Source organism: Mitsuaria chitosanitabida ATCC BAA-476 = NBRC 102408, from assembly GCF_001598255.1.
GTDB lineage: Bacteria > Pseudomonadota > Gammaproteobacteria > Burkholderiales > Burkholderiaceae_C > Roseateles > Roseateles chitosanitabidus.
In genome coordinates, this window is the sequence record NZ_BCYP01000013.1 from 128409 (window position 1) to 150415 (window position 22007).

At 69.1% G+C, this 22007-nt stretch carries 18 protein-coding genes; 12 read left to right on the top strand and 6 right to left on the bottom strand.

What is annotated here, in order from left to right; all coding sequences use genetic code 11:
• Positions 1-81: 81 nt before the first annotated feature.
• Together MCHT01_RS08805 and MCHT01_RS08810 are read left to right on the top strand one after the other, a co-directional pair.
• Positions 82-681, top strand: a complete 600-nt coding sequence (locus tag MCHT01_RS08805; protein ID WP_067064726.1) for a DUF2878 domain-containing protein — start codon at positions 82-84, stop codon at positions 679-681.
• Between the two features lie 199 nt (positions 682-880).
• Entirely contained in the window at positions 881-3313 is a 2433-nt protein-coding gene (locus MCHT01_RS08810) for a catalase (protein WP_067064731.1), read from the top strand.
• A 101-nt stretch (positions 3314-3414) separates the two neighbouring features.
• Here the strand turns inward: MCHT01_RS08810 and MCHT01_RS08815 are convergent, their stop codons facing one another.
• Positions 3415-3924: a hemerythrin domain-containing protein gene (locus tag MCHT01_RS08815; RefSeq protein ID WP_067064732.1), complete on the bottom strand. Its 510-nt coding sequence runs from the start codon at positions 3922-3924 to the stop codon at positions 3415-3417.
• Between the two features lie 111 nt (positions 3925-4035).
• Between MCHT01_RS08815 and MCHT01_RS08820 the strand changes: the two genes are divergently transcribed.
• Entirely contained in the window at positions 4036-4644 is a 609-nt protein-coding gene (locus tag MCHT01_RS08820; RefSeq protein ID WP_067064733.1) for a cysteine hydrolase family protein, read from the top strand.
• A gap of 4 nt (positions 4645-4648) precedes the next feature.
• Here the strand turns inward: MCHT01_RS08820 and MCHT01_RS08825 are convergent, their stop codons facing one another.
• Entirely contained in the window at positions 4649-5107 is a 459-nt protein-coding gene (locus MCHT01_RS08825) for a DUF421 domain-containing protein (RefSeq protein WP_067064734.1), read from the bottom strand.
• Positions 5108-5196: 89 nt separating this feature from the next.
• Between MCHT01_RS08825 and MCHT01_RS08830 the strand changes: the two genes are divergently transcribed.
• Positions 5197-5958, top strand: a complete 762-nt coding sequence (locus MCHT01_RS08830) for a DUF72 domain-containing protein (protein ID WP_067064735.1) — start codon at positions 5197-5199, stop codon at positions 5956-5958.
• 24 nt (positions 5959-5982) lie between these two features.
• Here the strand turns inward: MCHT01_RS08830 and MCHT01_RS08835 are convergent, their stop codons facing one another.
• From MCHT01_RS08835 to MCHT01_RS08845, 3 genes are all read right to left on the bottom strand, one after another.
• Entirely contained in the window at positions 5983-7878 is a 1896-nt protein-coding gene (locus tag MCHT01_RS08835) for a helicase C-terminal domain-containing protein (protein WP_067064736.1), read from the bottom strand.
• Between the two features lie 98 nt (positions 7879-7976).
• Positions 7977-8930 carry a fasciclin domain-containing protein gene (locus MCHT01_RS08840; RefSeq protein ID WP_067064738.1) on the bottom strand — a complete coding sequence of 318 codons (954 nt, stop codon included), beginning with the start codon at positions 8928-8930 and terminating at the stop codon, positions 7977-7979.
• A 196-nt stretch (positions 8931-9126) separates the two neighbouring features.
• The gene (locus tag MCHT01_RS08845) at positions 9127-10668 is read right to left on the bottom strand and encodes a cryptochrome/photolyase family protein (protein WP_067064740.1); all 1542 of its coding nucleotides are present in this window, start codon (positions 10666-10668) and stop codon (positions 9127-9129) included.
• A gap of 237 nt (positions 10669-10905) precedes the next feature.
• On the opposite strand from MCHT01_RS08845, the gene MCHT01_RS08850 reads away from it, so the two are divergent.
• The 4 genes from MCHT01_RS08850 (at position 10906) to groL (ending at position 13986) form a co-directional block, all read left to right on the top strand.
• Positions 10906-11097: a hypothetical protein gene (locus tag MCHT01_RS08850; RefSeq protein WP_067064742.1), complete on the top strand. Its 192-nt coding sequence runs from the start codon at positions 10906-10908 to the stop codon at positions 11095-11097.
• Between the two features lie 281 nt (positions 11098-11378).
• Positions 11379-11834: a hypothetical protein gene (locus tag MCHT01_RS08855; RefSeq protein WP_067064743.1), complete on the top strand. Its 456-nt coding sequence runs from the start codon at positions 11379-11381 to the stop codon at positions 11832-11834.
• Between the two features lie 149 nt (positions 11835-11983).
• Entirely contained in the window at positions 11984-12307 is a 324-nt protein-coding gene (locus MCHT01_RS08860) for a co-chaperone GroES (RefSeq protein WP_067064745.1), read from the top strand.
• A 59-nt stretch (positions 12308-12366) separates the two neighbouring features.
• Positions 12367-13986, top strand: a complete 1620-nt coding sequence (gene groL / locus MCHT01_RS08865; protein ID WP_067064747.1) for a chaperonin GroEL — start codon at positions 12367-12369, stop codon at positions 13984-13986.
• Between the two features lie 97 nt (positions 13987-14083).
• On the opposite strand, the gene MCHT01_RS08870 is transcribed toward groL, so the two are convergent.
• Positions 14084-16795, bottom strand: a complete 2712-nt coding sequence (locus MCHT01_RS08870; RefSeq protein WP_067064748.1) for a TonB-dependent receptor — start codon at positions 16793-16795, stop codon at positions 14084-14086.
• Positions 16796-17063: 268 nt separating this feature from the next.
• On the opposite strand from MCHT01_RS08870, the gene MCHT01_RS08875 reads away from it, so the two are divergent.
• The 4 genes from MCHT01_RS08875 to MCHT01_RS27810 form a co-directional block, all read left to right on the top strand.
• Entirely contained in the window at positions 17064-18353 is a 1290-nt protein-coding gene (locus tag MCHT01_RS08875) for a cyanophycinase (protein ID WP_067064750.1), read from the top strand.
• A 2-nt stretch (positions 18354-18355) separates the two neighbouring features.
• Positions 18356-19486: a succinylglutamate desuccinylase/aspartoacylase family protein gene (locus MCHT01_RS08880; RefSeq protein WP_067064752.1), complete on the top strand. Its 1131-nt coding sequence runs from the start codon at positions 18356-18358 to the stop codon at positions 19484-19486.
• A 7-nt stretch (positions 19487-19493) separates the two neighbouring features.
• A complete protein-coding gene (locus MCHT01_RS08885) occupies positions 19494-20900 on the top strand; it encodes a YfcC family protein (protein WP_067064755.1) in 1407 nt (468 codons plus the stop codon).
• A 42-nt stretch (positions 20901-20942) separates the two neighbouring features.
• Positions 20943-22007, top strand: a 1065-nt coding sequence (locus MCHT01_RS27810; RefSeq protein WP_067064757.1) for a GlxA family transcriptional regulator, incomplete at its 3' end; no start/stop codon positions are given.

Consider the following 22007-nt stretch of genomic DNA (forward strand, 5'->3'; position numbering starts at 1 on the left):
CGCCGTAGAGAGGGCACAACCCGATGAAGGATCCGCCGGTCGGACTTGGCCAGCTTGGCGGACTCGCTCGATCAAACACGCATGACCTCCCTTGACACGCCGGATCGAGCCTCTCGCTCGCCATTTCGGCCAAAGCGACTTCTCATCGCGCTCGCTCAGTTCTGTGTGTTCCAGGCGGCCTGGTTCGCCTGCGTGCTCGGGGCGGCGCACGATCAGGCGATGTGGGGCGTCGCGGCGGCCGCTGGGGTCGTGCTCGTCAATCTGGTCCTGAGCGATCGGCGTGCCGAGGTGCTGATGCTGACCGCTCTGGCCGTCCTCATCGGCTTGGCCTGGGACACCTGGATGCTGCGCGCGGGCTGGGTGCGCTATGCCGCGCCCGGATCTCTGCCTCAATGGGCGCCGGTGTGGATCCTTGCGCTATGGGCCTTGTTCGCGACCTTGCTGAGGGGGCCGCTGTCCTGGTTGCACGGGCGGCCACTCGTCGCGGCCGCGCTGGGCGCGGTGGGCGGGCCGATGTCGTATCTGGCCGCGGTGCGGCTTGGGGCGGGCCAGTTCTCCGACACGCCGCTTGCCATGGCCGTTCTGGCGGTCGGCTGGGCGGTCATGACGCCGATGCTGACGGAGGCGGCGCGGCTGCTGGGGTCGCGACGCAGCGCGCAGCGGCGTTCATCCGCTGGCTGAGGAGGTCAAGTGCGCGGCGAGGTCCTCCGCGACACAACGGCCGGTCCAGGAGCTTGAGCGGGTGACCCTTCAGGTACAGAAGGCTTCGAGCGTTTGCTGGCTGCGAAGGTGTTTCGTACATGGCGTCCGATGGGGAGCCCGGGAGCGTCGCCTGCTACGCATCCCGTGGACCTTCCCTTCATCGACCGACGAGGACCCCATGGCCAAGAAGCCCTCCGCCCCTGCCGCTCCCGCCAAGGCACCGCGCACGACGTCGACCACCGCCGCCAAGGCCGCCGACCGCAACACCGACAGCGGGCCCGCTCAAGGGGCCGTCGACGGCGACGACGATCCCGCGCTCCAGAAGGCGGTGCAGACCCAGTCCGCCGCGCGGGCGCTCGCCTTCAACGCGACCAAGGCCGCCGAGCACGGCGCGGCCAATGGCCAGAACCCGCCCGCCGGCGCGACCGCGACCTTCCCCTCGCGACTTCCCTCGGCCAGCACGCTCTCCGAATCGCAGACCAGCGACAAGACCGGCACGCAGGCGCCCGAGGGCCGCAACGCCACCATCGGCTCCCTGGACCGGGTCCGCGTCGACGCCTCGGGTCAGCCGCTGACGACCAACCAGGGCGTGCGCATCGCCGACAACCAGAACTCGCTCAAGGCCGGCACGCGCGGCCCGGTGCTGCTGGAGGACTTCATCCTCCGCGACAAGCTGACCCACTTCGACCACGAGCGCATCCCCGAGCGCATCGTGCATGCGCGCGGCTCGGCGGCGCATGGCTACTTCGAGGCCTACGAGGCATTGCCCGATCTCACCCAGGCCGCGCCGTTCCGCGAGGCGGGCAAGCGCACGCCGGTGTTCGTGCGCTTCTCCACCGTCGCGGGCGAGCGCGGCAGCAAGGACACTGCGCGGGACGTGCGCGGATTTGCCGTCAAGTTCTACACGGACGACGGCAATTGGGACCTGGTGGGAAACAACATGCCCGTGTTCTTCATCCAGGACGCGATGAAGTTCCCGGACCTGGTCCACGCGGTCAAGCCCGAGCCGCATCACGGCATGCCGCAGGCCGCCAGCGCGCACGACACCTTCTGGGACTTCGTGTCGCTGATGCCCGAGTCGACGCACATGCTGATGTGGGTCATGAGCGATCGCGCGATCCCCCGCTCGTACGCGACCATGCAGGGCTTCGGCGTCCACACCTACCGGATGGTCAACGAAGCAGGGGAGTCGGTCTTCGTGAAGTTCCACTGGTCGCCCAAGGCCGGCACGCACTCGCTGGTGTGGGACGAGGCAGTGAAGATCTCCGGCGCCGATCCGGACTTCCACCGCCGCGACCTGTGGGAGCGCATCGAGAGCGGCGCCTTCCCGGAGTACGAGTTCGGCTTGCAGGTCTTCACCGAGGAACAGGCGGCCAGGTTCAGCTTCGACATCCTGGACGCGACCAAGATCGTGCCCGAGGAGCTGGTGCCGGTGCGGCCCGTGGGACGCCTGGTGCTGGACCGCAACCCGGACAACTTCTTCGCGGAGACCGAGCAGGTCGCCTTCTGCACGGCCAACATCATTCCGGGACTGGACTTCTCGAACGATCCGCTGCTCGCGGGCCGCATCCATTCCTACGTGGACACGCAGATCAGCCGGCTCGGCGGCCCCAACTTCCACGAGATCCCGATCAACTCGCCCATTGCCCCCGTGCACAACAACCAGCGCGACGGCATGCATCGGCAGGCGATTCATCGCGGGCGCGTGGCCTATGAGCCCAACTCCCTGGGCGGGGGCTGCCCGTTCCAGGCCGGGGCGGCGCAGGGCTTCACGTCGGTGGCGGCGCGGCTGCAGGCGCGCGAGGATCAGGCCAAGGTCCGCGCCAAGCCGGAGCTCTTCGCCGAGCACTACAACCAGGCGCGCCTGTTCTACGAGAGCCAGACCCCGCCGGAGCAGGCCCACATCGCGGCCGCCTTCCGCTTCGAGCTCAGCAAGGTGACCGTGCCCGCGATCCGCGAGCGGATGGTGGCCTCTCTCCGCAACGCGTCGGAGGAGCTCGCGGCCCGCGTGGCCGAGGGGCTGAACATGCCGCTGCCCGAGCCGATGCCGCTGGCCATCGGCAAGCCGCCCAAGCCGGAGGTCCAGACGTCCCCGGCCTTGTCGCTCACGGCACGACCCGGCGATGGCTCGATCGCGGGGCGCAAGGTGGTGATCCTGGTGGCGGAGGGCGTGGCCGGTCAGGCGATGTCGACCGTGCAGGCGGCGCTGTTCGAGCAAGGCGCGGTGCCGCGCTACGCCGCGACACGCGTCGGTCCGGTGGCGACCTCGGACGGCGTGGCGATTCAGGCCGACGTGTCGCTGGAGAACGAACCCGGCTTCCTCTTCGACGCGCTGGTGCTGCCCGACGGCGACGAGGCGATCGAGGCGCTGCATCGTGACGCCCATGTCTTCGAGTTCATCCGCGACCAGTTCCGCCACTGCAAGCCGATCTTGGCGCTGGGGCAGGGCGTGCGGCTGCTGGAGGCGGCCGGACTCGGCCCGGCCTTGTCTCCCGTGGCGGCGCCGGGGATCCACTTGGCGACGACGGCGGAGGAGGGCGTACACGCCTTGATCACCGACCTGGGAGGCCCCCGCCACTTCGATCGGGAGACCGACCCGCCCCGGGTGTGAGCGCACGTCGGCCGACCCTCGTGAGGCCGACCGCCGCGTGACCGTGGCGCCGGCCTCGCGATGACCCCGAGCCTCGTTCGCGAGCTCGGGGCATCGGGGGCTCAATGGCGCTGCTGCTCCGCCATCAGTTCCTCCTTGCGCTGGCGCAGGCGCTCGCCCATCTCGACCAGGTCCAGGCGCGACTGCTTCGCCTTGGGGAACATCTCGTTCTGTTCCTCCTTGACGTGGTGCTTGACCCATTCACCCATGACGGTGACCTTGGCGTCGTAGTCCTCGCCACCGGGCTCGACATCCCGCACGGCGGCGATCAGGTCCTTGATGCTCTGGTGCTCGACGCGGGCCTCGGGCACGAGTTCCTTGTCCTTGAGCGCGGCCTGGACCTCGGGATAGAGGATCTCTTCTTCGATCTGCGCGTGGACCGTGAGTTCCAGACAGATCTGGGCGACCAGATCGCGCTTGCGGGACGTGCTGCGCGCCTTCTCGAATTGGTCGAACAACTCGCTGACCTTCTTGTGGTCCGCGCGCAGCAGCGCGATCGCGTCGGGGGTCTTGCTCGAGGCGCGGCGGGCGGTCGTCTTGCGGGCCGCGGTGCTGGTGGTCGTGCTGGGCATGGAGGCTCCTGGCGTTGTGGGAGTGGAAGGATGAAAGCTGCTTGGCAAGCTCGATGCCCACGAGGAACGGCGATTGCTCGATTCCTCGCATCGACTTCCGGGACGATCGCCATGACGCCCTCCCGCGGCGCGCGTGTCCGCGCTTCCACGCTCTCGACGTCCCGACGGGTGCTGTTGCTCGTCGACTTCATCAATCCCTTGCGCTTCGAAGGCGCGGAGGCGATCGCGTCCCAGGCCGTCGAGGCCGCCCGCGCGACGGCGGCGTTCAAACGGCGTTGTCGCGGCGACGGGTGGACCACGGTCTATGTCAACGACAACTTCGGGGAGTGGCGCTCGGACGTGTCGGTCTTGATCCGGGAGTGCCGCCGATCGGGCGGCGCCGCGGCGGAGCTGGCGCGTCTGTTGGCGCCCAAGGACGGCGACCTGTTCGTGCTCAAGCCGCGGCACTCGGGCTTCTATCAGACGCCGCTGGCGTTGTTGCTGGAGGAGCTGGGCGCGCGGGAGCTGGTCATCACCGGCCTGGCCGCGGACTATTGCGTGCAGAGCACGGCCATGGACGCCTACGTGCGTGGCCACCGGGTCTGGGTGCCGAGCGACTGCACGGCGGCGGAGTCCGTGCAGCAAAAGGAGCTCGCCTTGCAATGGATGAGGGAGCATGTGAAGGCGCGCATCACGCCGACGCCATACGCCGACGCATCGCGGCGCCGCTTGGCGAAATGACGCGCTACTTCTTGACGATGCTGATGCTGCCGTCGGTCTCGAGGATGGCGAGCTTGAGGTCCCGCAGCGCGCAATCCGCTTCGCGCAGTGCCTTCTCCGCATCGGCGAGACTCAGGCGGTGTCGACTCAGCACGTCGGGGAACCACTGGGAGTCCCGCCCGATCAGCACCGGGCAGCCTTCGAGCAGTCGCTCCAGGCGCCTGCTGCGCGAGCTGAAGAAGCCCAGCAAACCGTTCATGACGATCAGCGCCGCGGCCAGGATCCAGGCGCCGACGACCGAGTCGTCTCCGCCGCTGAGCCCGTTGCTGACCGCCTCGCTGAGCAGCATGACGACCAGGAGATCGAAGGGCGTGAACTGACCGACGGTCCGCTTGCCGGAGACGCGGACCATGACGAAGAGCGCGAGGTAGATGAGCGCGGCTCGCGCCAGCAACTCCCAGGCATTGACTTGAAGGTCGAACATTCGCGATCAAGAGGGCGGTGGAGGTCGAAGTCCGTCTGGATGGCAAGGTGGATACCCGCGCGAGGCATGGTCCTTGCTCACAAGCCGCCATGTCGTTCCCTCCCTCCGTTCTTGTCGGCACGGCTGCCTGGGCATTGCCAAGAGCCTCGCGAGACGCCTTCCCGCAAGCGGGCAGCCAACTGGATCGTTACGCCCAGGTCTTGTCGTGTGCCGAGATCAATTCGACGTTCAGCAAGGTCCATCGCCCGCAGACCTTCGCTCGCTGGGCCGACGAGACACCTCCCGCGTTCCGCTTCTCCGTGAAGCTTTCTCGCGCGATGACGCACGAGGCACGGTTGCAGACCCCGGCCAGGGAGGTGTTCGCATTCGTGGCCTCGTTGCAGGGTCTGGGCGACCGACTGGGCGTGCTGCTCGTGCAGTTGCCGCCGTCGCTGGCATTGGAGCCGCGCGTCGCGCGGGCGTTCTTCCGCGCCTTGCGCAAGGCCTTCGACGGAGGCATCGTCTGCGAGCCGCGCCATGCCAGCTGGTTCACCGAGGCCGCGAACGGTTTGCTCATCGACGAGCGCATCGGCCGGGTGGCAGCGGATCCTGCCCGACCGGTCGGGGCGGCCGATCCCGGAGGATGGTTGGGGGAGCATGGTGATGGACGCGGCGCCGTCGTCTACTACCGCTGGCACGGCGCGCCGCGGATGTACTGGTCGGCGTATGGGGACGACGGGGTACGCGAGAAGGCCCGCGCGATCGCGTGTTGGCCCCGGGGAACGCAGGTCTGGTGTGTCTTCGACAACACCGCCTCGGGCGCGGCCACCGCCGACGCACTGAAGCTTCAGAGGTATCTGCGCGGGCGCTGAACACGCAGATGCAGGCGGTGGTCGCTAGTCATCACCGTCTCCGTGAACGATCGACCGATCGCGTGGCCATCGGGGCGCCGATGAAGACCACCAAGGCGGCAACAAGCGCCGGACCTCTGGGCGGGCGAAGCGATCGTCGATCAGGTGCAGCACGCCGAAGTCCTCGGTCGTGCGGATCACCCGGCCCGCGGCCTGCACCACCTTCTGCAGCCCGGGATAGAAGTAGACGTAGTCGTACCCCGCGCCGAAGAGCGCCTCCATGCGCGCGCGCAGGGCCTCGTTGATCGGATTGACCTGCGGCATGCCCAGCGTCGCCACGAACGCCCCGATCAGGCGCCGCCCTGGCAAGTCCACGCCTTCGGAGAACGCACCGCCGAGCACCGCGAAGCCGACGCCGCGTCCGTCGTCGGTGAATCGCTCGAGGAACTCGCGCTGCCCTCGCTCGCTCATCCGGCGCGATTGCCGCCACTGCGGCACGCCGGGATGGCGCTGGGCCAGCAGATCGGCGACCTGCTCCAGATACTCATGGCTGCTCTGGAACGCCAGGTAATTGCCCGGCACCTGATGGAACTGTTCGGCGATCAGGTCCGCGATGGGGGCCAGTGAGCGGGCCCGATCCCGGTAGCGCGTCGAGATGTGCGCTGCGGTGTGCACCTGCAGTTGAGCCGATTGGAAGGGGGATTCGACATCGACCCACAGGTGGTCCCGCGGCAGGCCGAGCAGCTCGGCGTGATAGTCCCTGGGCAGCAGCGTCGCGCTGAACATCCGGCGGCCCCGCTCGACGAGGTTGTGCGCTTCATCCACCAGCAGGCCCACGCGCCATTGGCTCGTCTGGGTCAGCCCGTGCAGGAGCCCGCCATGGTCGAAGTAGTAGTTGTAGTCGCCCACGACCACGTCCGCCCAGCGCGCCAGCTCCTGGCTCAGGTAGTACGGACACACGCCCTGCGAGAGAGCGGCCTGGCGCACCGCGTCCCGGGTCAGCGCGACCTCAGCCGATGCCTGCTCCTGCAGCGCCTGGGCGCGCGCTGCCGGGAGCCGGTCGTAGAAGCCCCTGGCCAACGGACAGGAGTCGCCATGGCAGGCGCGGTCGGGATGCTCGCAGCTCTTGTCGCGCGCGACCAACTCCAGCACGCGCAGCGGCGCGGGCACCTGTGCCAGCGTATCGAGCGCGGCCTGTCGTCCCGAGGTCTTGGCCGTCAGAAAGAACACGCGGTCCAGGTGCTGCGTCGGCATGGCCTTGAGCATCGGGAACAGCGTGCCCATGGTCTTGCCGATGCCCGTCGGGGCCTGCGCCATCAGGCACCGACCCCGCGTGGCGGCGCGAAACACCGCCTCCGCCAAGGGCCGCTGTCCATGGCGAAAGTCTCCGAAGGGAAAACGCATCGCCTCCAGCGCCGCGTCGAGCTGCCGCCGACGCGCGACTTCCGCCGACGCCCAGACCATGAACCGCTCACAGTGGGCCTCGAAATGCAGGCGCAGGTCCTCGGCCGTGCAGCGCTCGACGAGCACCGTCTCTTCCTGACTGCCCAGATCCAGATAGACCAGCGCGAGCTCGGCCGCGTCCCAGCCTTCCGAGCTGCAGACCAGCCAGCCGTAGACCTTGATCTGCGCCCAATGCAGTTGCCGATGCGTGGGTCGCTGGCGGTCAAGGGAGCCGCGAAAGGTCTTGATCTCCCCGACGCGGCGGCGTGCCGCGTCGACGCCGTCCGCCCGGCCACGCACGACGAGCTCGCCGTGCCGCCCCTGCAGCGGGACCTCCTTGCGATAACCCGCGCCGCGCCGTCCTTGCACCAGCGCATGTCCGGCCACGCCTTCCTCCGCGGACGGCGAAGGTGTGAAGCGCAGGTCCAGATCGCCGTGCTTGGCGGTGAACTCGTAGAGCTCGCGCACCGCGACGGTGTAAAGGGGTGAGCCGTCCATGGAAAGGGCTGCGGGGCGAGGGGCGGCAGCCCGCTTGCTCCGCGAGGACGACGGTCGCGCGGCGTTGATCGCGAATCTGCGACGTCAGTCGGGGGGCGTCACAGTGGGTTGGGAATCAACACCTTGTCGATCACGTGGATCACGCCGTTGCTCGCACGGACATCCACCGCGACGATCTTGGCTTGCGTATGGGTCGAGTCGGTGATCGTCGGCGGCGTGCCGGCGTTGATCGTGATCGACTGCCCGAGCACGGTGGTGACCGGCGTGCCGAAGGGGATGTTGGCCGACAACACCTGGCTACCCAGCACGTGATAGATCAGCACATCGCTCAGTTGCTGCGTCGACAAGCCGTTCACGGTGGTGGCGATCGCGGCGAACGCATCGTGCGTCGGCGCGAAAACGGTGAAGGGGCCCGCGCCGCTGAGTGTCGTCTGCAGGTTGGCCTTCACCACCGCGCCTACCAGGGTGTCGAAGAGCGGATTGACCTGCGCCATCTGGACGATGTTCAGCAGGCCCGGCGGCACCAGGACCTTGTCAATGGCGTGAATGACACCGTTGCTGGCCATCACGTCGGCGGTGCTCACCCGCGCCATGGTGAGCGCCGCGTCCTGGACCGTCACGCCCCCCGAGAAGCTCAGGTTCAGGACCGCGGCGGAGCCGTCGAACTTGTACAGGGTGGCCTGGGTGGCGCCGCCGGCGCTGAGCTCGGCCGCGGTCTTGCGCATGCCGAGCACGTGGTACTGCAGGATGCTGGCCAGCGTGGACGCGGGTAGCGCCGTGATCATGGCGTCCGCGCTGGCGAACCCCAGTTGGGTCGCCAACTTGGCGAAAGCGTCGTTGGTCGGCGCGAAGACTGTCAGCGACACTGAACTGTCCGCCAGCGTCGACGCCAGCCCCGCCTTGGTCGCCGCCGCCGACAAGGCGGTGAAGCCGCCGCTCTGTGCCGCCTGGGCGATCGTCGGCGTCGGCGTCGGATCGTCGTCCCCGCCACAGCCGGTCAGCAAAGTGGAGACAGTCGCAGCCGCGAGCACCCATTTGAATAGACGAATCATGGTGGATCTCCTGGTAGGTGTCATGGCGATCCGGTCTGGCGCGAGCGCTTCCGGACGCGCCTCTCGTACGCGAATGGCCCCGCGCCGGATCAGGAAGATGCAGATCGTTACGCTGTGTGCGATGGCTCACAGGACCGATGAACACGCGCATCCAGCCGGATCGGCCGGATCGACCTGAGGGCCGCGGCCACCCGCGCTAATGGGCGGAACAGCGCTCGCGCAGTTGTCGCGCCTGGCCGCGAATGGCCTGGACCTCCGTGTCCGACAGGCGCTCCAGGTGCCGGACCTGCGCCCCCAGGCGCGGATGCGTCGAGAAGCGGCTTCGGTGGCGCAGCAGGAAGTCCCAGTACAGCGTGGTGAACGGACAGGCGTCCGGGCCGGTCCGCAGATCAGGACGATATGGGCAGCGCGCGCAGTGTCGGCCGCTACTCATGCGCTCGATGTACTTGCCGCTGGCGACGTAGGGCTTGCTCGTCATCTGCCCGCCATCGGCGAACTGGCTCATGCCCAGCGTGTTGGGCAGTTCCACCCATTCGACCGCATCGACATAGACGGCCAGGTACCACGCGTGCACCCGGTCGGGGCGTACGCCCAGCAGCAGCGCGAACAGACCCGTGACCATCAGCCGCTGGATGTGGTGGGCATAGCCCAGACGCAAGGTCTGCCGCAGCGCGTCGGCCAGGCAGGCCATCTCGGTATCGCCGGTCCAGTAGAAGCCCGGCAGCGTCCCCTCGGCGCCGAGCGCGTTGCCGCTCGCCAGGGCCGGCATGCGGGTCCAGTAGACGCCGCGCACATACTCGCGCCATCCGAGCACCTGCCGGATGAAGCCCTCGACGGTGGCCAGCGGAGCATGGCCGTCCCGCCATGCCTGCTCGGCGCGCGCGACCACCTCGCGGGCGCCGAGGAGCTTGAGATTCATCGCGGCGGACAGCTGCGCGTGCCATAGCCAGGGCGTCTGCGGCCACATGGCGTCCTGCCATTGACCGAACTCGGGCAACCGGTCCGTGATGAAGCGATCCATGGCGAGCAAGGCCTGCTCGCGCGTGACCGGCCAGTCGAAGTCCGACAGCGTGCCTGGATGATCGGGAAACTCGCGCTCGACCATGGTCAGCACTTCGCGTGTCAGATCGTCGGGTTCCACGCGCAGGCGCTCGGGCAGGAAACCCGGCCCACCGGGCGGGAAAGGCCGCTGGTTCTCGGCGTCGAAGTTCCAGCGGTCGCCCACCGGTTCGTCGCCGTTCATCAGCACGTCGTGCCGACGCCGCATCTGCCGATAGAAGGGCTCCATGCGCAGGCTCCGGCGGCCCTCGGCAAGGGCGCTGAACTCGCGCACGGTGCAGAAGAAGTGGCGGTCGTCGCGGACCTCGATCGCGTACCCCGCCGAGCTCGCGGCGCTGCGCAAGGCCTTGAGCACGCGCCAGTCACCGGGGGCGGTCATCAGCACGCGCGCGGGCTTCCACCGCGCCAGCGCCCGCCGGAGCTCGCCGGCCAGGCTGCCCGCATTGCCCGCATCGCCGAGGCGCACGTAGTCCACTCGCCGGCCCATGGATCGCAGCGCCAAGGCGTGGTGCCGCATCGCGGCCAGAAAAAGAGCGATGCGGATACGGCTGGACCAGACATGCGTGGACTCCTCACGCACTTCGGCCATCCAGACCAGATCGCGACCCGGGTCGAAGTCGTCGAATGCCGAGCTTGCCGCATCCAGCTGATCGCCCAGGACGATGACCAGCGAACGCACGGCCTCGCGGCCATCACGGGCGCTGCCGACCCGTGCAGGGCCTACGGACGGCGGGGGGACGGGAATGGTCGTCATCGGGCATGTACGGTGCCGGACGCGGATCGGATCACCCGCCCGACGAGCCCGCTGGCATTGAAGTCGGCCACGGCGGCACCTATCTGGCTCGCCTGGACTGGCGGCGCCCCCGCCGTGATGACAACTCCTGATTCCCGGTGACAGCCAATGACAGCCGATGACATGGAACTCACGCCCGAGGAGCGTGAGGCGCTGTACTTCATCCCGCAGGCGCCCGGTGGCCGCATCGTCAGCGAAGACGTCCAGCGTCGACTGGAGGCCAAGGGCCTGTTGACGCCGGTTCGCGAGGACGGCCGACGCTGGCTCACGATGGCCGGAGACCTGGTGCGACGCGGGCGACGCGCGACCCCTTGATTCTCCCCGGACGCCTGCGTAAAAATCGTCCGCGTCTGTCCGAGTTCCCTCCGCCGACCATGATCCTCGACATCATTCGGCAGCAGGTGGCGATCTTGCGCAGGCCCCTGGCCGCCGTCGTGCTCAGCACGCTTGCGCGCAGATCGTCTCCGATGCTGCTTCTGCTCCATTGGCACGGTTTCGCGACCGACGAGCGACAGCGCTCGCCCTCCCCGCCTGGCCCATCGTCGGCCGCCTCGTCGGCCCCGGCGACAGGGGCCGGGTCCTTGCGGCGCGCGCCGTTGCCCAGTTCCGCCCTGCAGCTGAACCAGCCCTGGAGCCGGCTGGAACAGCTCGATGAGCAGATGCTGGATGCGGCTTGGCAGCTCGGCGCCTGGCATCTGCTGCGGGAAGAGCGGCGAGGGTGCAACAGGGCGGGCGCTTCCGCCAGCGAGGCCGTGGCCTGCCGCCAAGCTTTCGGAGACAACCCGATCGACCCCGAGGACGACTCGCACCTCGTGGCGCAGGCGCCGGATCGCACCGACCTGCGCGACACGGCGGCCCGCCTGGGTTACGTGCGCTGGGAATTCCGCCCCGTGGCCGATGGCCTGTGGGGCTCGGCAGGCCAGGACGACAGCCTGCTGCCGGATGGCCGCCGCCTGCCACCTTGCCCGGTGGCGCCCCGCGCGGCGGTGGGCACGCGGATCTCGCGCAGCCGCTATCAGCTCGGCCGCATCGACCGCATCGTCCTGCTGTGACCGCTCGGTGCGCGAAGCGCACGTGGCCGCTGTCGAGGACGCGAGGGCGGGTCTTGAAAACGATCGCGCCGTCGCCAGTTCGCTGAACCGTCGGGCCCTCGGTGCCCGACCCTCTTGTCAATCATCTGCCATCTGAAAGGAGTCCCAAGATGCAAATCCGTCCCCTCTACGACCGGATCATCGTCAAGCGTATCGATCCGCTGCGTCAGACCGCCTCGGGCATCGTGATTCCCGATACCGCCGCGGAGAAGCCCGAGCAGGGCGAGGTGGTCGCCGTGGGCACGGGCCGGCTGCTGCAGGACGGCTCGCTGCGGCCGCTGCAGCTCCGGTCCGGTGACCGTGTGCTCTTCGGCAAGTTCGCCGGCCAGACGGTCAAGCTCGACGATCAGGAGCTTCTGGTCCTGCGCGAGGAAGACGTGCTGGGCGTCATCGACACCGGCCCCGGCGCAAAGCCCTCCCTCAAGGCCGCCTGAGGCGGCTACCCGCACATCGCTTCATCCATCCATTTCAAGGAGATTCAAGGAGTACCACCATGGCTGCCAAGGAAGTCCATTTCCGTGACGAAGCCCGCGCCCGTATCGTCAAGGGCGTCAACACGCTGGCGGAGGCCGTCAAGGTCACGCTCGGTCCCAAGGGTCGCAACGTGGTGCTGGAGCGCAGCTTCGGCGCCCCGGTGATCACCAAGGACGGCGTGTCGGTCGCCAAGGAGATCGAGTTGCGCGACAAGCTCGAGAACATGGGCGCGCAGATGCTCAAGCAGGTGGCGTCCAAGACCGGCGACGTCGCCGGCGACGGCACCACCACGGCCACCGTGCTCGCCCAGGCCATCGTCAACGAGGGCATGAAGCTCGTGGCCACCGGCATGAATCCCATGGACCTCAAGCGAGGCATCGACCGGGCTTGCGAAACCGTCGTCGAGGCGCTCAGGGCGCAATCCAAGCCCTGCTCGACCGGCAAGGAGATCGCGCAGGTCGGCGCGCTGTCGGCCAACTCGGATCCGGCCATCGGGGACCTGATCGCGCAGGCCATGCAGAAGGTCGGGCAGCAAGGCGTGATCACCGTCGAGGACGGCAAGTCCCTGGACAGCGAGCTCGATGTGGTCGAGGGCATGCAGTTCGATCGCGGCTATCTGTCCCCGTACTTCATCAACAACCCCGAGAAGCAGAGCGCGGTGCTGGAAGATCCCGCCATCCTGCTGTGCGACAGGAAGATCTCCAGCATCCGCGAGCTGCTTCCGGTGCTGGAGGAGGTCGCCAAGGCGGGCCGGCCGCTGCTGATCGTGGCGGAGGACGTCGACGGCGAAGCGCTCGCGACGCTGGTGGTCAACAGCATGCGCGGCGTGCTCAAGGTCGCCGCGGTCAAGGCACCGGGCTTCGGCGACCGCCGCAAGGCCATCTTGCAGGACATCGCCGTGCTGACGGGCGCCACGGTGATCGCCGAGGAAGTCGGCAAGCAGCTGGACAAGGCCACCTTGGCCGATCTGGGTCGCGCGGCGCGGGTGGACATCCACAAGGACGCCACCACCATCATCGATGGCGCCGGCCAGGCGGAGCAGCTCGAGGCTCGTCGCAAGACCATCCTGGCGGAGATCGAGAACGCCACCTCCGACTACGACCGTGAGAAGCTGCAGGAGCGCTTGGCCAAGCTCTCCGGCGGCGTGGCGGTCATCCGGGTCGGCGCGGCGACCGAGGTCGAGATGAAGGAGAAAAAGGACCGCGTGGACGACGCGCTGCATGCCACCCGCGCTGCGGTCGAGGAGGGGATCGTGCCCGGCGGCGGTGTGGCGCTGCTGCGCGCTCGCGCTTCGCTGAAAGACCTGATCGGCGCCAATGCCGACCAGGATGCCGGCATCGGCATCGTGCGACGGGCGCTGGAAGCGCCGCTGCGGGCCATCAGCGCCAATGCGGGCGACGAGCCCTCGGTCGTGGTCGACCGGGTGGCGCGCGCCGAGGGCAGCCACGGCTACAACGCGGCCACTGGCGAGTACGGCGATCTGCTGGCCATGGGCGTGATCGATCCGACCAAGGTCACGCGCACCGCGCTGCAGAACGCGGTCTCCGTCGCCGGGCTGATCCTGACCACCGACGCCACCGTGGCGCAGGAGGCCAAGGAGAGCAAGGAGACTGCCGCTCCCGTCGGCGCGGACTTCTGATCGCGATCTGCCCGCGCCGCCGTGTGCCCGCATGCTGGTGGGCGCACGGCCGGCGCGGGCCTGGGGCGCCGGCTGCCGACGGCCCGGCGCCCCGCGCTCACTTGAACGACAGATTCACGCTGGCATAGAAGGTCCGGCCGCGCGGGTCGGTGTAGGTCGGGTCGTAGGTCGACAGGAAGTAGTAGCTCTGGTTGGAGAAGGGCGGCGCGGTGTCGGCCAGGTTCTGGATGCCGGCGCGCACGCGCAGCATCTTGTTGACCTTCCAGGCGCCCGAGACGTCCCACAGCGAGTAGGCCTTGACCCGGCGCGGCGCCGTGTCGGGCAGGTAGCTGTCATCCCGGTAGCCCGCGTAGAAGGTGTTGCCCAGGGTCAGGTTGATGTCGCCGAACTCCCAGTCCACCGAGGCGCGATGGCGCCAGCGCTGGATGACCTGATCGTTGAGGAAGCGGCCGACATTGCTGACGTAGGGCTCCAGCGGCCCGAACTGGCGCTTGTACTCGAGGATGTAGGTCCCGCTCAGGTTCAGGGCGAAGCGTCCCCAGGCGCCGGCGCCGCTGCGCAGGTTGGCCTCCAGGTCCAGCCCCGAGGTCTTCAGGCGACCCTGGTTCTCCTTGCGCAGCACGATCGTGGGCTCATCGAACTCGTTGCGCTCGATGTACGGGGCGTAGCGCTCGGGGTTCTCCAGGATGGTCTTCTCGTACAGGTCGCTGATGACGTCGCGCTTCTTGATCAGCCAGTAGTCCAGGCTCAGGCTGATGTCGCGTGCCGGCTCGACGACCAGACCGGCCGAGAACTGCTGCGAGCGCTCCGGCTTCAGGTTGGGATTGGCCTCCTTGCGGGTGGCCCACTGGTCGAAGCTGTCCAGCACCTTGTCATAGATGAAAGCCGGGCTGGAGCCATAGCTGGTGGGCCGATACAGCTCGCTGAAGGAGGGGGCCCGAAAGCCGGTGCCGGCCGAGGCCCGCAGCAGCAGTTGGCGGCTGGGCTGATAACGCACGCCCAGCTTGGGGTTGGTGGTGCTGCCCACGCCCTGGTAGCGATCGAAGCGCAGCGCGGCCTGCAACTCCAGTTCCTTGCTCAGCGGGGCGTTCAGCTCGGTGTAGGCCGAGGCGATGTTGCGACCGTTGCTTGTGGCCTTGAGCGAGGTGTCCGGCACGCCCGGGTCCAGCGAGCTGTCGCGGTCGCCGCCGATGTTGTTGGAGACCAGCAGCGCCGAGGGCGTGAACCTCTGGCTCTCGCGGCGCAGCTCCGCGCCAAGGGCGACACCCAAGGGCCCGCCGGCCAGCTCCATCAGCGATCCGGTGAGCTTCGCATCCAGCCCTTGCGTGATGCCGCTGGACCTGCGCGCCACGTCGTTGACGCGGATGGCGTCGATCAGCGCCTTGCCCGCCGCGGACGAGGGCCCGAACGGATTGATCAGGCCGCTCTTCACGCCGGCATCGAGCTGGTCGAAGAGGAAGTAGCCGTTGACGTACTTGTCCTGCGACTTGTTCCTCGCGTAGCTCGCCGCCACCGTGTAGTCCCAGTCGTTGGCGAAGCTGCCCGTGACGCCGGCGACGTAGCGCTCGGCATCGCTGGTGACCTCGTTGGAGCGGTTGCCCAGTTCGGTGGCCCGCATGCGGACCTCGACCGTGCCGCTGTAGTTGATCGGACGCGGCAGGTTCTGGTTGAGCGCGGCGACGCTCACGCCGCTGAAGTTGGTCGGGTTGGGCGACAGCACATAGGTCGTCCGGGCCTGGCTGCGCAAGATCTCGACGAAGGCCTGGCTGCGATCCCCGAGCTTGAGCACGCCGCGTCCGAGGAAGCTGGTCTTGCTGGCATCGGGATAGATCTCGGTGTCGGCCATGTAGTCGTAGCCGCAGGTCTGGGTGCCGGGCGTGAAGACGCTGGCCGGCGGATTGCAGCTCGGCGCGAACAGGTTGACGGTGCGGTCGGTGAAGGGCTTGCCGCCGATCGTGTAGCCGGCGGCGTTGATCGCCGCCAGCTGCGCGGCGCGGGTGGCCGCGTTGCCGGACAGGCGCAGGTTCGCGGGGTAGGGGCGGCTGGACATGTAGTAGGGCAGCAGCTCGGACAGCGGCCGCTCCTTGAGGAAGTCGCGCTGCGTCGAGCGCAGCGCGTCCAGCTTCTGCACATCCAGCACCCCGAAGACGTTGAAGCCCTGCTGGCCGAGGTCGCCGTAGCCCGCGGCCACCGAGGCGGTCCGCTTGCCCGCCCCCCCCTCCTGCGTGCCGGACAAGGAGGCATTCAGGTCCACGCCGCGGTAATCCTTGCGGGTGATGAAGTTGATGACGCCGCCGATCGCGTCCGTGCCGTAGATCGCCGAGGCGCCGTCCTTGAGGATCTCCACGCGCTCGATCGCGCCGGCGGGAATGTTGTTCAGGTCCACGCCGGCGCTGTCGCCGGGCGAGGCGAAGTTGGCCAGGCGCCGGCCGTTGAGCAGCACCAGCGTGCTGGACACGCCGATGCCGCGCAGGTTCGCGCCATTGAAGCCGCGCTGGCCGCCGTTGTTGTCGCTGATGCTGGCGCCGTCGGTCAGACCGGCGGCGTTGCCGCTGATGTTGCGCATCAGCTCGGCGGCCGTGGTGGCGCCGGTCTTGGCGATGTCCTCGCGCTTGATCGTCTGCACGGGCAGGGCGGTCTCGCCCTCCAGGCGCTTGATGCTGGAGCCGGTGATCTCCACCCGCTCCAGCGTCTGGCTGCCGGTCTCCTGTGCCTGCACCGCGACCGCGGCGGTGGCCAGGAGCAGGGTGGCGGCTTGAGCGGCGGCGAGCGCGATGACGTGCGGACGCGGAACCTGTGTCGTGATCATGTGGGGCCTCGAAGAGTTGGGGAAGCGCAGGTCGGCTTCTCGGCCGTCCTTGCGAAGCACTCTAGAAGTCGCTGTCCACCGCAGGACATCGGGTTTTGGCGGGGCGGTCGCACCGATGCAAGCGCGCGTCGCTTCGCTGCAAGCCCGGCGCACGACCCGTGGCGCGCACGCGCCGCGGTTTGCGGGATTGCGACATCGGCTTGCATGCAAGGCGCGGCCACGGGGCAACCCTGACGTGATCCGGCCGGCCGCCCCGCACCATCGCGGCATGCATCCATCCCGCAGTTCCATTCGCAGGGCGCTGGCCCTTCTTGCCCTCACCGCGGCGGCCTCGACCGCCCAGGCGCAGACCGCCATCGTGATCGGCGGCGCGCTCAAGTTCGACAACGACGCGGTGTGGCAGCGCATCGTCGACGAGGCCGGCGGACGCCGCGCGCGCTTCGCCGTGTTCGCCACCGCGGCCGCGAATCCGGAGCGCGCCGCCGCCCAGATCGTGGAGGCGCTGCGCCGCCGCGGCGCCCAGGCCGAGGCGGTGCCGGTCACCCCGAGATTGGCGCCGGACGCGCTGCAGGCCGCCGTGCGCGACCCGGCGCTGCTGGCGCGCGTGCGTGGCGCCACCGGCGTCTTCTTCTCGGGCGGCGCCCAGGAGCTGATCGTGGACACGCTGCAACCGCAGGGGCGGCCCACGCCGATGCTCGAAGCGATCTGGGAGGTCTATCGCCGCGGCGGCGTCGTCGCCGGCACCAGCGCGGGCGCGGCGATCATGAGCCGGGTGATGTTCCGCGACGCGCAGGACGTGCTCGGTGTCATGCAGGGCGGCCTGAGAGAGGGCGTGGAGATCGACCGCGGCCTGGGCTTCGTCGGGCCGGACCTCTTCATCGACCAGCACTTCCTCAAGCGCGGCCGCATCGGCCGCATGCTGCCGTTGATGCTGGCCAAGGGCTATCGCGCGGGACTGGGTGTCGAGGAGAACAGCGCCGCCGTCATCCATGCCGATCAAGCCGAGGTGATCGGCGCACGGGGCGCGCTGTTCGTCGACCTCCGTGAAGCGAGGACGGATCCGCGCCTGGGCGCCTTCAACCTCGAGAACGCGCGCCTGAGCTACCTGGACCGAGGGGATCGCATCGACCTGCGCACGGGCGCGGTCACCGCGTCCGCCGAGAAGCGCGCCAGCAGCGTCCTGGATCCGGGGGCCTCCGACTTCAAACCCTATTTCAAGGACGAGCCGTTCTACGCCGACATCGTGGGCGACAACACGATCGTGCAGGCGATGGCCCAGTTGCTCGACGGCCCGGCCGCGGAGCTGCGCGGGCTGGCCGCGCGGCTGAAGCCAGGACCGGACGGTGCTCGTGGCAGGGACGCGCCTACGGCATTCGAGTTCCGCCTGTACAAGGGCGCGGACACGCGCGGCTGGTTCACCGGCGCATTCGGCGGCGAGGACTACACCGTGGTCAACGTCCATCTGGATGTCAGGCCGGTCCGGGTCGCGTCGCCGCTGTACGAGCCGATCGCGCCCGTGTTGGACGCGCCTCCCGCCCCCTCCGCCGGGGAGCGATGAGCATGGAACAGCGTCACCACGAACTGCCGAGCGCCTCGCACGGCACGCGCCGCGCGCTCTGCAGTCTTCACTTCGGGCAGCGGCGCACCGGCGCCAAGGCTTATCTGCAAGCCTCGCTGCATGCGGACGAGGTGCCGCCGATGCTGGTGGCGCACCACCTGCGCACGCTGCTGGCCGAACTCGACGAGGCCGGAGCCGTTCCCGGCGAGATCGTCCTCGTGCCCATGGCCAACCCGATCGGGCTGTCGCAGTCGCTGCAGGGCGCGCACCACGGTCGCTTCGACATGGCCTCGGGCATCAACTTCAACCGGCAGTTCCAGCATCTGACGGATCGCATCGGCGCAGGCGTGGGCGACCGTTGGACCGACGACGCGTCGGCCAACACCCGGCTGATCCGCGAGGCAGCGGGGCGGGCGCTTGCCGAGCTCGTGCCAGCGACCGAGACGGACGCGCTCAAGCGGCTGTTGCAGTCGCTGGCCATCGATGCCGACATCGTCCTGGACCTGCACTGCGACCACGAGGCGACCCTGCATGTCTACGCGGGCACGCCGCAGGCCGAGCTTGCCGCACAGCTGGCCAGACGTCTGCGCGCCCAGGCGCTGCTGCTGTGCGCCTGTTCGGGCGACGACCCCTTTGACGAGTCCCTGTCGCGCCATTGGTGGGAGTTGGCGGAGCGCTTCGACGATCGCCCGATCTCGGTGGCGGGCTGCTTCGCCGCCACGGTCGAGCTGCGCGGCGAGACCGACGTGGATGACGCCCTGGCGATCCAGGATGCGACGGCGCTGGTGGAGTTCCTCCAAGATACCGGCCACATCCTGGGCCGCGACCAGGGCCACGTGCCCGCGCTGCCTCAGCCGCGCTGCGCCGCGACGCCGCTGGAGGGCGTGCAGCCGCTGATCGCGGGCGCGAGCGGCATCCTCGTCTTCCATCGCGCCCTCGGCGATCGGGTGAAGGCAGGGGAGTGCGTGGCGGAGATCGTCGATCCCGCCACCAGCGCCCGCGAGCCGGTGATCGCGGAGGTCGACGGGACCTTGTTCGCACGCGTCGCCCGGCGCTGGGCCACGCGCGGCCTGCGCCTGGGCAAGATCGCCGGTCCGACCCCGTTCCGGTCCGGCAAGTTGTTGTCGCTGTGAGTTCACGATGATCCCCAAGACGCTTCGCCTGCCCAACACCTTCGTCCTGATCTTCTCGCTGCTGGTGCTGATCGCGGCGGCTACCTGGCTCGTCCCGGGCGGCCGGTACGCGACCACGCTGGTGGACGGCAAGCCGGTCATCGACCCGACCCGCTACCAGGTGGTGGCCAGCCAGCCGCAGGGCCCGGCCGCGGTGCTGATGGCGCCGATCAAGGGCTTCGTCGAGGCCGGCCTGATCATCGGCTTCGTGCTCATCGTGGGCGGCGCCTTCTCGGTGCTGCAGGCCACGCAAGCGATCGATGCGCTGATCAAGGCGGTGGCCAAGGCGCACCATCGATCGGCGCTGGTGCGCGCCCTGCTGATCCCCGGTTTCGTCACGCTGTTTTCCCTGGGCGGGGCAACCTTCGGCATGGCGGAGGAGGCCATCCCCTTCGTGCTGATCTTCGTGCCGCTGGCGCTGGCCTTGCGCTACGACACCTTCATCGGCGTGGCCATCCCCTTCCTGGGCTCGCAGGTGGGCTTCGCCACGGCCTTCCTCAACCCGTTCAACGTGGGCGTCGCGCAAGGGCTGGCCGGCGTGCCGCTGTTCTCGGGGCTGGGCTACCGGTTCGTGTGCTGGGTCGTGTTCACCGGCGTCACCATCGCCTTTCTGATGTGGCACGCGCGTCGCATCCGCCAGCGGCCCGAGTCCAGTCCCTGCTTCGCTGACGACGAGCACAAGCGCGCCGCGCTGGACCTGGAGGCGATCGCGTCGTTCACGGGTGTCGACGGGACGCAGCGCCTGGTGCTGCTGAGCTTCGCCGCGACGCTGGGCGCGATGATCGTCGGCGTGGTGCACTTCGGCTGGTACATCGAGGAGATCGCCGCGATCTTTCTTGCGATGGCGATCGTCGTCGGCCTGATCGCGCGGATGGGGCAGGACGCCTGGGTGCGACACTTCCTGACGGGCGCCAAGGACCTCGCGGGCACCGCGCTGATCATCGCGCTGGCCAAGGGCACGGTGGTGCTGATGCGCGACGCGCAGATCATCGACGCGATGCTGCACGGCCTGGCGCCCTGGGTAGCGTCCGAGCAGGCGGTCTTCTCGCTGCACAAGATGTACGGCATCCAGTCCGTCATCAACTTCTTCATCCACAGCGGCACGGGACAGGCCGCGCTCACGATGCCGGTGATGGCGCCGCTGAGCGACCTGGTGCAGGTCGGCCGGCAGAGCGCGATCCTGGCCTTCCAGTTCGGCGAGCTGAGCACGCCTGTCATCCCGACCTCGGGCATCACCGTGGGCGTGCTGAGCCTGGCGCGCGTTCCCTTCGGCCGCTGGGTGCGATGGATGCTGCCGCTGCAGTTGGTCTTCGTCGCGCTGGCGCTGACGATGCTGGCGATCCCCAGCCTGGCGCCGCAATGGGTGGGGTGGTGAAGCGCGGCGGCGATTACAGTGCCGCCATGCCGATTCGTTCCCATGAGTGACTCCCGCTACGCGCCGACCGCCGCCCTGGTCCTGCCCGGGTTCTCCGCGCTGGCGTTGGGGGCGGCGCTATCCACCCTGCAGGCCGCGGCCGACCTGCTGGACCAGCCCTATCTGCTCGGCCCGAGCGTGCTGTCGCTGGGCGGCGGTCCGGTCGCCGGCAGCGCCGGCCTTCGGGTGGAGACCGAGGCCTTGCGTGTCCACAAGCCTTGGGGCGTGGTGGTGATCATCGGTCAGGACGCGCATGTGGACAGCGGCTTCGACGGCGCCGTCCGGGACGACGCCGAGCTGCCGCACCTGTGTGCCGCGCTGCGCGAGCTCGCCCGAAGCGGCAGCGCCCTGTGCGCCAGCGGCAGCGCGGTGAGCCTGCTGGCCAGAGCCGGCCTTCTGGACGGCCGCCGCGCGGCCTGTCCCTGGAGCAGCGCCGATGCGTTGCAGGGCGAGTTCCCCGCAGTCATCTGGACCACCCAACTCTGGGCAGGCATTGCCGCCGTTCCTGTTGCAACATCCAGCGGGACATCCGGCGCTGAATCCGCCGCGGAGATCCTCACGGCCACCAGCGGCGCCGCGCTGATGGACGCCCTGGTCGCCTGGCTGACGAGGCGTCATGGCGATCAGGTGCTGCCCGACCTCGCGCCGCTGCTGGGCCTGGAGCGTGTCCGGGCCGCGTCCGAGGCTCAGCCCCGGCCCGGACGCCTGGGCCAGGCGGCCAGCCCGACCTTGCGCGAGGCCTTGGCGTTGATGGAAGCCAACCTGGGCGAGCCCTTGCCGACCGAGGATGTGGCGCGACTGTGCGGCGTGTCACGCCGGCAGCTGGAGCGGCTCTTCAAGCGCCACCTCGACACGCTGCCCTCGCGGCACTACCTGGAGCTGCGCCTGCAGCGCGCGCGGCGACTGCTGCTGCAAAGCGGCCAGTCGATCCTGCAGGTCGGTCTGACCTGCGGCTTCTCGTCGGGGCCGCACTTTTCGAATGCGTACAAGGCCAGGTTCGGACGCACACCGCGCGATGAGCGGGCGCCGGGGGCCGCCGCCGGTGTCACGGCTGGCGGCGTCCGGCCC